Annotated in this window: 8 protein-coding genes; 2 read left to right on the forward strand and 6 right to left on the reverse strand. The window is 68.1% G+C overall.

Annotated elements, in window-relative coordinates:
• The first annotated feature begins 146 nt into the window (after positions 1–146).
• Positions 147–1,355: an acyl-CoA dehydrogenase family protein gene (locus U9977_RS06095; RefSeq protein ID WP_322748189.1), complete on the forward strand. Its 1,209-nt coding sequence runs from the start codon at positions 147–149 to the stop codon at positions 1,353–1,355.
• An 86-nt stretch (positions 1,356–1,441) separates the two neighbouring features.
• On the opposite strand, the gene U9977_RS06100 is transcribed toward U9977_RS06095, so the two are convergent.
• Positions 1,442–2,218 (reverse strand): glucose 1-dehydrogenase, encoded by a 777-nt coding sequence (locus U9977_RS06100; RefSeq protein ID WP_322748190.1) that lies wholly within the window; start codon positions 2,216–2,218, stop codon positions 1,442–1,444.
• A 193-nt stretch (positions 2,219–2,411) separates the two neighbouring features.
• Here U9977_RS06100 and U9977_RS06105 point away from each other — a divergent pair, with 193 nt between their 5' ends.
• Positions 2,412–3,479: an amidohydrolase family protein gene (locus U9977_RS06105; protein WP_322748191.1), complete on the forward strand. Its 1,068-nt coding sequence runs from the start codon at positions 2,412–2,414 to the stop codon at positions 3,477–3,479.
• Positions 3,480–3,592: 113 nt separating this feature from the next.
• Here U9977_RS06105 and U9977_RS06110 read toward each other — a convergent pair whose 3' ends face one another.
• From U9977_RS06110 to U9977_RS06130, 5 genes are all read right to left on the reverse strand, one after another.
• A complete protein-coding gene (locus U9977_RS06110; RefSeq protein WP_322748192.1) occupies positions 3,593–4,300 on the reverse strand; it encodes an ABC transporter ATP-binding protein in 708 nt (235 codons plus the stop codon).
• 51 nt (positions 4,301–4,351) lie between these two features.
• Positions 4,352–7,252 carry a branched-chain amino acid ABC transporter permease/ATP-binding protein gene (locus U9977_RS06115; protein WP_322748193.1) on the reverse strand — a complete coding sequence of 967 codons (2,901 nt, stop codon included), beginning with the start codon at positions 7,250–7,252 and terminating at the stop codon, positions 4,352–4,354.
• 87 nt (positions 7,253–7,339) lie between these two features.
• On the reverse strand, positions 7,340–8,557 hold the full coding sequence (locus U9977_RS06120; protein ID WP_322748194.1) for an ABC transporter substrate-binding protein: 1,218 nt from the start codon (positions 8,555–8,557) through the stop codon (positions 7,340–7,342).
• Between the two features lie 398 nt (positions 8,558–8,955).
• Complete coding sequence (locus U9977_RS06125; RefSeq protein WP_322748195.1) at positions 8,956–10,398, reverse strand: ABC transporter ATP-binding protein; 1,443 nt, start codon at positions 10,396–10,398, stop codon at positions 8,956–8,958.
• On the reverse strand, positions 10,395–11,442 hold a 1,048-nt coding region (locus U9977_RS06130), incomplete at its 5' end, for a branched-chain amino acid ABC transporter permease (RefSeq protein ID WP_322748196.1). The genes U9977_RS06130 and U9977_RS06125, both read right to left, overlap by 4 nt.

Here is an 11,442-nt window from a genome sequence, read left to right on the forward strand (position 1 = left end):
AGGGCGTAGCCAGCCGCCCGTCATGGCCAGATCAACTGGCCGACGGTGCCAGTGCCGCGTGCGTACCAGTGCGAGCACTCCAGTGACACGTGCAGAAGTTCGTTTCCTCCCCGGCGTGAACGCCGGGGTTTCCACGGAGGATCATGATGACGCTGCAGACAGCGGAAGCCTCATCGCTCGAGACCGTCGACGCGGCCGTCGACCGCCTGCTCGCCGAGTACCCGCCGGCGTCCACGCCACCGGCGGGGTTCCTGGGTGCGCAGTACGACGCGGGCCTGGCCTGGGTCTCGTTCCCGGTCGGCCTGGGCGGCCTGGGCCTCGGCGTCGGCCTGCAGAAACACATCACCGCCCGGATCACCGCCGCCGGCGGCCCCAGCGGCTTCTTCCGCAACCCGCTGGGATACGGGATGGGCGGACCAACCGTGCTGGCGCACGGAACGGACGAGCAGCAGCAACGGTATCTGCGCCCGCTGTTCACCGGCGAGGAAGTCTGGTGCCAGCTGTTCAGCGAGCCCAACGCAGGCTCGGACCTGGCCTCGCTGGCCACCGTCGCCGTCCCCGACGGGGATGACTGGGTGATCAACGGGCAGAAGGTGTGGACCTCCTGGGGGCACGTCGCGCGCTGGGGCATGCTGGTCGTCCGTACCGACCCGTCGGTCATCAAACACCGCGGCCTGACCTTCTTCCTGTGCGACATGACAGCCCCCGGTGTCGAGGTGCGGCCGCTGCGGCAGATGACCGGCGACGCCGAGTTCAACGAGGTCTACCTCACCGACGTCCGGCTCTCGGATGCAACGCGCATCGGTGCGGTCGGCCAGGGTTGGGGGGTGGCGCTGACCACGCTCAACAACGAGCGCTACATGCTCAGCGACGGGCTCTCGGCGCGGCCGGCGATCGATGCGGCGATCCGACTGTGGCGGGAGCGGGCCGACACATCCTCGGCGCAGGCGCAGGTGCTGCGTGACCGGCTGCTCGACCTGTGGGTGCAGATCGAGGTCACCCGGCTCACCGTCCTACGCAGCGACACCGACCGCGAACGCGGCGGGACCGGCCCGCAGGGCGCCGTCGCGAAGCTCGCCACAGCACAGTTGAACAAGCAGGCGACCGACCTCTGCGTGGACCTGCTCGGCGCGGCAGGCATGATCTACGGTTCCTACGACACCCGCGAATTCAACATCGAGGACGCCGCCGACCAGGGCAGCCCGGTCCGTGCCTTCCTGCGCGCCCGCGCCAACACGATCGAGGGCGGCACCTCGGAGATCCTGCGTACCACCCTCGGCGAGCGGGTGCTCGGGCTGCCCGGAGACATCCGGGTCGACAAGAGCCTGCCCTGGAGCGAGGTTCGCCGTTCGTGACCGGATCGGCGGATGGTCCGGGTGGCGGATGGCCCGGATGTCGGATGTTCGAAACTCCGACATCCGACATCCGACACCCGGGTTTCTCAGTCGGGATGGGCGAACTCACCCGGCGCCAGCACCGAACCGCCGTCCACATCGATCACCTGGCCGGTGACCCAGGATGCGTCTGCGGACAGCAGGAACGCGACGACCGAGGCTATGTCCTCCGGTTCACCGAGCCGACGCAGCGGGACCACCCCCGACTGAATGTCCTCCTTGCCTTCCCAGACGAACCGCGAGCCGTCGGTCTTCACCAGGCCGGGGGCGATCGCGTTCACCCGGATGCCTTCCGGGCCGAGATCGAGTGCCAGATCGCGGGTGAGCGCCTCCAGCGCGGCCTTGCCCGCGGTGTACACGGCGGCGTAGGGGACGAGCTTGCGGATGCTGATGGCGGACACGTTGACGACCGCTCCGCCACCGTCCGCCAGGCCCGCCTTCATCGCCTCCTGGATCATCCCGACCGTGATCCAGGAGTTACCGACGACATCACGGGCGAAGCTGTCGCGATCGGCCAGGTGCGGGCGGCCCAGGTAGGTGCTCAACCCCAGGTTGTTCACCAGGAAGTCGATCCGGCCGAACGTCTGGGTGGCAGCGGCGACCAGCAGCGCGGCCGATTGCGGCTCAGCGGCGTCCGCGACGACCGCATCCACGCTCAACCCGGCGGCCTCGAACTCCGTGCGGGCACTCTCAAGATCATTTTTATTACGGGCGTTGAGGACGACACCGGCGCCTTCCGTCGCCAACCGCCAGGCGATCGCCCGCCCGATCCCCCGTGATGACCCGGTGACGATTGCCACCCGTCCGCTGAAACGTCCAGCCACAGCCGTTCCCCCGCTCCCCCGAGTCCGTTGTGTACGCGTTTGTGTACGCGGGACTTTACGGCAACATCCACTTGACAAACGAGCAATGAAATAATATCACTAATTTTAAGAATTAATGCAGTCTCCGAGGGCGGTCGGCCAGCCCTGAAGGGCACTCCCGCCGACGGGACACGGGCAGGAATGAGGAGTCGGCATGGATAAGATCTGGGTGAACTCGGGAGATTCGCACCTGTTGGAGCCGGCCGACCTGTGGACGTCGAGGCTGCCGGCGCACCTGGCGGACCGCGCTCCACGTAGCGAGCGGGGCGACCGGCACGAGACCATCTACGTCGACAACGTGATTCAGCGGCGGGCGCTCAACGACTTCCTGGACTCCTTCCGTCCCCCGGGCGCCTACGACCTCACGCTCCGGCTTCAGGACATGGACGCCGAAGGCATCTGGGGGCAGCTCGTCTTCCCGTCAATGGGCTTTTGGACCGTGCTGATCACCGACCGTGAGCTCGCCGCCGCGTCCGTGCGGGCGTACAACGACTGGTGCCGCGAAGAGATCATGAATGGTTCACCGCGCATCGTCGGCGCAGCCATCCTGTCGATGGCCTCGACTGAAGACGCCGTGGCCGAGATCGAGCGGGTCGCCGGGATGGGCTTCCAGTGTGTGTTCCTGCCCACCGTGGTCGCCGACGGGAAGGAATACGCCCAGGACCACTGGGAGCCGGTGTGGGCGGCCGCCGAAGCGGCGAACCTCACGATCGCCTTCCACATCGGCACGGGCTCGGACGCCAAGGCGTTCCGCGGCCCCGGAGCGGCTGTCATCAACTACGTCGAGACGACGTTCCCGGGCATGCGGGTCGTCACCCACCTGGTCGCCGCCGGCGTGCTCGACCGCCACCCGCGACTGCGGATCCTGATCGCCGAGGGTGGGGCGTCATGGGTGCCGGCCCTCGCCGACCGGATGGACGAGGGCTACCGCCAACACGGCAACTGGGCGCTGCCCAAGCTCTCGGCGCTGCCGAGCGAACTGATCTACCGGCAGGTCTACACCTCCTTCCAGCACGACGTGAGCGCCGTCCCCGCGGTGACCGCGATGGGCTACCGCAACGTCATGTGGGGTGACGACTACCCCCACCTCGAAGGCACCTACGGCCACACCCAGAAGACGTTGCGCGAGCTGTTCCAGGACGTTCCGGACGAGGTGCGCCACACCATCACCCTGGACACCTTCCGCAAGCTGTTCACCGTGCCGGACCGGGTCGAGGCCTGAGGAACACACCCGACTTCGGGCACCTGAGCACCTGAGCACCTGAGCAACGAGGAGAACCCCTGACTGCGGCGCTGCAGTCAGGGGTTCTCCTCGTTCGACGCCTGGCCGCGAGGTCAGACGCCTGCCTGGGCCAGCGGTGCACCGGACAGGTAGGACTGGGTGATGTCGTCCAGGCGTCCACGCAGGTCCTGCGCGGTGCCGCTGAGAACGATCCGGCCACGGCTCATCACATAGGCCCGGTCTGCGAACTCAAGAGCCTTCGCGATGTGCTGCTCGACGAGGAGGACCCCCACGCCGCCGTCCGCGGCGTCGCGGACGGCGCGCAGCAACCGCGTGACGACCAGCGGCGCCAACCCGAGCGAGAGCTCGTCGGCCAACAACAGGCTCGGGCGGCGACCCAGCGCCCGGGCCAGGGCCAACATCTGCTGCTGACCGCCGGACAGCAGCCCCACCCGGGTCTTGCGGAACGTCTCAAGCTCCGGGAACAGCTCGAGTGCGAGCGCCGGGTCGCTCCCGCTGACCCGCAGGTTCTCATCGACGTTCAAGCTCATGAACACCGACCGTTCCTCGGTGACAAGACCGAGGCCCGCGCGTGCGCGGCGGTGCAGCGGAGCCTTCGTCACCTGCCCGCCGACCCTGACCTCCCCGCCTAGGATCGGCAGCTCACCACACAGCGTGAGCAGTGTGGTGGTCTTGCCCGCGCCGTTAGGGCCGAGCAATGCGACAACCTCTCCCGGCTCCACGTGCAGGTCGAGGTCGCGCACGACCGCGAGCGAACCGTAACCGGCAGCCAGTCCTATCGCTTCGATCAACGCTGTCATCGTGTGCTCCTCAGCCGGACCTCGAGCGGCGCGCTCATCGAACTTTCGCGATCATACTTTTTCGGATGGAACCAGCTCGTCGGCCACATCCGGCCCCGCCGGAACCGGACCGGCTGGCGCGCCGCCAGAGTCCTCACCAGTCGTGTCCTCACCGAGATAGGCACGGATCACATCGGGATTGGTCCGGATCTCGCCAGGGAGCCCTTCGGCGATCTTCTGGCCGAAGTCGAGTACCGCGATGCGGTCACAGATGCCGAGGACCAGCGGAATGTCGTGCTCGATCAACAGCACGGCGGTGTTGCGCCGCTCGGCGATCCCCCGGATAACCGTCCCGATCTCGGCGCTCTCATGCGAGTCCAAGCCCGCGGCCGGCTCGTCGAGGAAGAGCACGCTGGGATCAGCGAGCAGGGCCCGGGCCACACCGACGAGTCGGGCCCGGCCGTGCGGCAGCTCGGCGGGCATGCTGTCAAGCAGATCCGCCAGCCCGAACTCCTCGACGACCTCGTCCATGAGTGCGGACGGGCGCTGCCGCCCGGGGCGGATGAGGTCGGTGAGGTAATACCTCGGCTTCTGGACGTCCGCCGCGGCGAGCAGGTTCTCCCGGACGGTCATGTCCGGGAACAGCTCAACCGCCTGGAACGACCGGGCGAGTCCGGCCCGTGCCCGCCGCACCGGGGACCACCTTGCGATGGAGTTCCCGTCCAGCAGCACCTCACCCGATGTCGGCGTGGTGAAGCCGGTGACGATGTCGAGCAGTGTCGTCTTACCCGCGCCGTTGGGGCCGATCAGGCCCAACACCATGCCCGGTTCGACGCGTAGGTTGACGTCCTTGAGTGCCTGCACCCCGCCGAAACGGACGCTGAGGTTACGTACCTCGAGCACGGCGGGCTCCCGGCGGCGGCCGGCCGACATCCTGACTGCGCTGGCGTCGGACGCGGCGCTCACAGCACCGTCCCCGATGGTGGCAGTGGCGGTAGCCGGTGCGGTGACGGTGGCGGTAGCCGGTGCGGTGACGGTGACGGTGGCGGTAGCCGGTGCGGTGACGGTGGCGGTAGCCGGTGCGGTGACGGTGGCGGTAGCCGGTGTCGACTTACTGCCGCGCAACCGTGCGACGAGTGCCCGATAACCGTCGGAGTTGATCTTTGCGACCCCGTCCGGAGCCTGGAAGAGCGTCAGGATCACGCCAGCGCCCGCGATGAGGGGCAGCCAGCCGCTGATGTCACCGAGAGAATCAACGATCTTCGCCACAGCACCACCAGCAATCATGGTGCCGCCGGCCAGGCTACCCGACGCCCAGCCGATTCCGCCGATCACCGCGTACATGACGACGTTGATGGACCCGAACACGTCGAACTGCGTGAAGACCACGGTCGGGCTACGGAACCCGGTGAGGATCCCGCCGATCGCGGCGATCGCGGCGGCCAGGCCGAACGCGTAGAGCTTGGCCCCGTACACCCCGATACCGATCGATGCCGCGGCCCGCTCGTTACTGCGGATCGCCAGCAACCGGCGCCCGGTGCGGCCACGGCGGACGTTGGCCACCAGAAGCCCGAGCAGCACCAGCATGATCAGGATGAGGGTCGCGTAGCGACGCGGGTAACTGATCGGATCAAGATCGATTCCGAACACGGACGGCGACCCGACGTTCGTCCCGTCGAGCCCGCCGGTGAGCTCACCGTTGTTCAGGATCATGTTCTGGATCACCAGCGCCAGGCCGAGCGTGGCGACCGCGAGGTTGACACCGCGGGTGCGCAACGCGGGGAGCGCCACCACGAGCCCGGCCGGGATCGCGACGAGGATGCCGACGAGTGCCGCCAGCCAGAACGGCCACCCCGATGTGGCGACCAGCCGGGCGGCGACCCAGGCGCCGAACCCGGCCAGTGCCCACTGGCTCAGCGACAGCTGCCCGGCGTAACCGGTGACGACCACGACGGACAGCACGAGCACCGCCGCGATGAGGGTCGTCGCGAGCGAGTCGACCCAGTCGGCGGGCACCGTCCAGACGAGCACCGCGCCCACCGCGATCGCCGGCAGCAGGAACAGTAGGTTCACCCGTCCCGGGCCGGGCAGCGGCAGGCGCACGGGAAGGTCGCCGCGAGCGGGTCGGGCGCGTCCACCGAGGGTGAGGATGACGACGATCAGCAGGAACGGCACCGAGTCCGCGAGCCCGGTGACCTGGGCGTAGCGTCCGACCTCCGCCTGCGCGACGCCGAGCACCATGGCGCCGGCGATCGTGAGCAGGAAGGACGAGAAGCCGCCGACCAGCGCCGCGGCGAGTGCCGGTACGACAAGCAGGGTGAGCGAACCCGCGGACAGTCCGGTGATCGGCGCAAGGAAGATCGCCGCGGTCGCATACAGGGCGCCGCCGACGCTCCAGTTCACCAGTTCGATCATGGACGTCGACCATCCGGAGGCCGCCGCGGTGCGCCGGTTCTCCGCCACCGCCGTGGTCGCGAGACCGAACCGGGTCCGCGAATAGATCAGCCACAGGACGATCGCAAGAATGATCAGCAGGCCGATGAGGACGATGCGGTCCTTACCGATGACCAACGAGCCGGTCACGTGCACCGGTTTGGTCGGCAGGATCGATTTCACCAGGTCCTGCGCGGACCCCCAGATGAGCACCACCACGCCCTCGACGAACGACAGGACGCCGAGCGTGGCGATGAGCTTGACCAGCGCGGAGGCCTTGCGCAGCGGAACCATGACTAACAGGTGGGTAGCGCCGCCCAGCGCCGCGCCGAACGCGATGCTCACAACCAGCGCGATGATCCAGTTCACCTGATGGGTGTCGCGCAGGTCGTAGAAGACGAAGGCGGCGAACCCGCCCGTCACACCGCTGGCGAAGTTCAGTACTCCGGAGGCTCGGAAGACCAACACGATCCCGAGCGCGGCCAGCGCGTACAAGCTGCCCGTGCCGAGACCCAGCAGGGCAAAGCGGAGGAATTCCACGTCGGAGAGCCTTTCTTCCGAGAACGCGGATACACCCGCGCACCCGACCGCGCCTGGAGCGCGATCGGATGCGCGGCCGGCCGCGGGTCAGGAGCTGGTGAGTACGTCGAACGCCGTGTTGTCGAACAGTGGAGTGCGGGTACCGTTCTTGATCTCCGAGAAGTAAACCGCCGTGGTGAAGATCCTGTTACCCTCGAACAGAACCTTGATCGATTTAGAGAAGTCAACCTTGGGAAGCGGCGAGAAGTTGATCTCACCCGCGGTGCTCAGGGCGTTGGCGAGGCTCTCGCCGTCGATCGTGGGCAGCTTCTGGGCATACTGGGCCACCAGGTGGACGGTCGCCCACGCGGTCAGGGCACCTTCGCTGCGGGTGTCCGCAGGCACGCCCGCAGCGTCCAGCTCGGCGTTGAACTGCTTGATCGCCGGAATGCTGGTGTCGCTGGCCGGCGGTGTGGAACCGACGAGGACCAATCCGTTGGCGGCATCGCCGAGCGTCTTGACCATTTTGTCCTCGATGATGGTCGCGCCGTAGACGGGCGTGGCCTTGGAACCCGCCTGCGACAGCGCCAGCAGCAGTTTGGTCGCCTGGGTGGTACCCACCACCAGATCGATGCAGTCGGTGGTGCCGCTGGTCAGCGTGGCCGTGGCGGTCGTCAGATCCGAGGCGGTCGGGGCAATCGGCACCGTCTTGTTGATGCTCAGGTTGAACGGCTTGAGACCGATACCGAAGAAGCTGGCCGAGTTGCGGCCGGCGGCGATGTCGACGACCGCGACGGCCGGGTCCTTCTTGCCGAGCTTGCCGCAGGCTGTCCCACCGCCGGCGATGTTGACCGCGCCGCTGCCGAACGGGAAGGAGTACGGACTTTTCAGTTCGGAAACGCTGCTTGGCACCTCGCCGATCGACGGGATCTTCGCCTTCTCCAGGATCGGCATGTACCTGTCGCCGGTGCTGCTGTTGGCCGTGACGAACAGGTACTTACCCTGGGCCGCCTTGGTCGCGCAGTCGGCGCCCTTGTTCGGGTCGAACTGGTCGTCACAGACAGTGACTTCCAGTGGTCGGCCCTTGATACCGCCGGCCTTGTTGACCGCCGCAGCGGCAGCCTGCACGGCTGCCGGCAATCCCGGGTAGGTGTCGGACGGGCCCGACATCGCCTGGATCGACATGATCTTTATAGGCTCACCCGAAAGCGTGGCCGTGGCCCCTGCCGCAGCCTTCCCGTCGTCCGACGAGGAACTGCCGCAGGCTGCGAGCGCCAGAGCGCCGACGAGCGCCACCGCGAAGGGTGCCTTCGAGCGGACTTTCATGATCCTCCTTGAGAGCGGTGATCGAAATCACCGGGTGTAACAACCTGAATCGCTTAATCGGATAGATATTTCAGCAGTCCGCGAAGTGTGACCTTTGACACCCATCACGTCAACCCCCAGATTCACCTCGCATCCACCGGCCCGGCTCCGCGCTCCGGATCCACCAGCGGCCCGTTGGCCAAGCAACGCCTTTTCGGTATATTTCGATAACTGTTTACCAGGTGATCTCCACTGGCGTCGCCCGCACCTGCACCCAGACGTCGGGCACCCGGCTCGACCCCACATGATCAATACCGACAGCCGCTACTACGAACCGGCCGGCTGCTTCATCCGGCAGCAGATGTCAAGCTGTCATCTCCGGCTGTCATGTCCGGCCGGACATGCCGGCCGGCATCGGGTCACTCGTTGGCCGAGCCGATACCGAAATAGCTGGCGTTGATCAGATCGGGGTCCGCGGCGAGGGCGGCGGCGGTCCCGGTGAACACGATCCGGCCCCGGTCGAGGATGTATGCACGATCCGCGACGGCCAGGGCGAGCGACACGTGTTGCTCGATCAACAGAATGCCGGTACCGCGTTCGTCGGCCAGGCCTCGCAGGACCGCGAGCAGACTCGATGCAAGATCAGGAGCGAGGCCGGAGGAGAACTCGTCGATGACAAGCAGCTGCGGCCGCCGCGCCACCGCACTTGCCAGCGCGATCTGCTGCCGCTCACCCCCGGAGAGCTCGCCGCCGGTCCGGTCGAGCAGGGGACGCAGTGCGGGGAAGCTGTCCAACGTCCGCTCTATCTGGTCGCCGGGCCGTCGACCGACCGCGAGGCGAAGTATCTGGCGGACGGTCAACCCCCGCAACGGCGTCCCTCCCTGCGGCGCCACGGCCAGTCCGCGGCGGGCAAGCCTGGCCGGGTTCGGGCGGCGGGTCAGGTGGCCGAGCACGCTCACCCGACCGCCGAACGGCGCGAGCTGCCCGGACGCCGTTCGGATCAGGGTTGTCTTGCCGGAGCCGTTGGGCCCGAGCAGCGCGACGAGCTCGCCGGCGCGGACCTCGAGGGAGACCTCGTGCACCACGGGCAGCCGGTCGTACCCGCTCGTGACCTTCTCCAGGGACAGCACGCTGTGCCCGCGCGGCTGCCCGGGCACCCGCGCGGGCATCGCCGGCGAGCCACCGAGATACACCTCGCGGACCTCGGGTCGGTCCCGGACCGCGGCCGGCGGACCGGACGCGACGACCCGCCCGCCATCGAGCACCACGACGTCGTCGCACGCCTCGAAAACCAGTTTGATGTCATGATCGACAAGCAGAATGGCGTAGCCGTGCTCGGCCAGACGCCGCAACCGCGCGGTGAGCGTGGCCCGCGCCGCCGAGTCCAGGCCCGCCGCCGGTTCATCCACGAGCAGCACCCGGCCACCCGCGGCCAGCGCCCGGCCGAGCCCGACAGCGAGGCGCTCATCGTGCGACAGGCTCCCGGGAAGCTGGTCGACGAGCGTCCCGAGTTCCAGCGCCTCGGCCGACTCGGAGCCGGCGACGGCGAGGTTCTCGGCGACAGACAGGTCCTCGAACAGTTCCAGGGACTGGAAGGTACGGGTGAGGCCGCGGCGGAACCGCTCATGCGGCGGCATCGAATTCAACACCGTCCCGTCCAGCACGATCTGACCGGCGCTGGCCGGCGTGAAGCCGGTGAGCGCATCGATCAGGGTGGTCTTCCCGGCGCCGTTCGGCCCGATCAGCCCGGTGACCCTCCCCGCGGACAGAGTGAACGACACGTCATGGACAATTTCGACCTTGCCATAGGCGACACACAGTCCACTGACGTTCAGGCGGACGCCGCCGGGCTGGCCAGTCATGCGCGTGCCTCGGCGGGTACCCGGATGCGCACCGCCGGCTGGCGAGGGTCGTAGGCGAGCCCCTCGGGGCGCAGCACGACGAGCACCACCAAGGCCACTCCGCACAGCAGCGACTGGTACTGCGCGAGGTCGGCGAGGCGGTCCAGAAGAGTGAACACCACACCACCCGGGGCGAGCATGCCGCCCAGCACGGCGCCACGCACGCTCATCACGCCACCGACCGACGCGATAGCCAGAAAGAACAGGGAGGCGAACACCCCGAACGAGTCGAACGACAGCCTCCCCTGGCCGTAACCGATCAGGCAGCCGCCGAAACCGGCGATTGCGGCGGAGATGGCGGAGGCGAGCAGCTTCGTCCGGGCGGCGTCCACGCCGACGGCGGATGCCGCCCGTTCATTCGAGCGGACCGCGAGCATCCGCAGCCCGGAGGTGGACGCACGCAACCGGGCCACCCCGAAGGCGCACAGGACGAACACGGCGAGGGCGAGCAGACCGTACTCCACCCGCGGGTATCCATCCCCGGCGACGCCGAGATCAAGGCCGAACAGTGACGGGGCCGGAACGGCCGATCCAGCGAGACCGCCAGTGATCAACGGATTGGCGAAGACCATCTCCTGGAAGGCCACGCCCGCGGTGAGCGTGACGACGGCGAGGTCCACTCCGCGGATCCGCCGGGACAGCGCCCCGAGCAACAGGCCCGCGACGGTCGCCGCACCGGTGGCCAGCAACGGGGCGAGCGGGAACGGCACACCAAGGTCGCCCTGCAGCCTCGCCAGCAGAAAACCGGCCACACCGGCCAGCGACATCTGCGCGAGCGACAGCTGCCCGGCGAATCCGGTCAACACCACGAACGACAGGCACACGACCGCACCCGCGAGGCTGCGTTCCAGGCCCAGGCGATAGGGGCCGGTAAGCAGCACCAGCGCGAGCACCCCGACGGGCACGACCACATAAAGATCACGTAGTGGACGGCCCGCCGACTCGGCCCGGGGCAGCCTCGCCGCCGCCGCCGGCGCCAGGACGCGGTCCCGGCCCGGTATCAGC

The organism is Protofrankia sp. Cas8 (assembly GCF_963555845.1).
Lineage (GTDB): Bacteria > Actinomycetota > Actinomycetes > Frankiales > Frankiaceae > Protofrankia.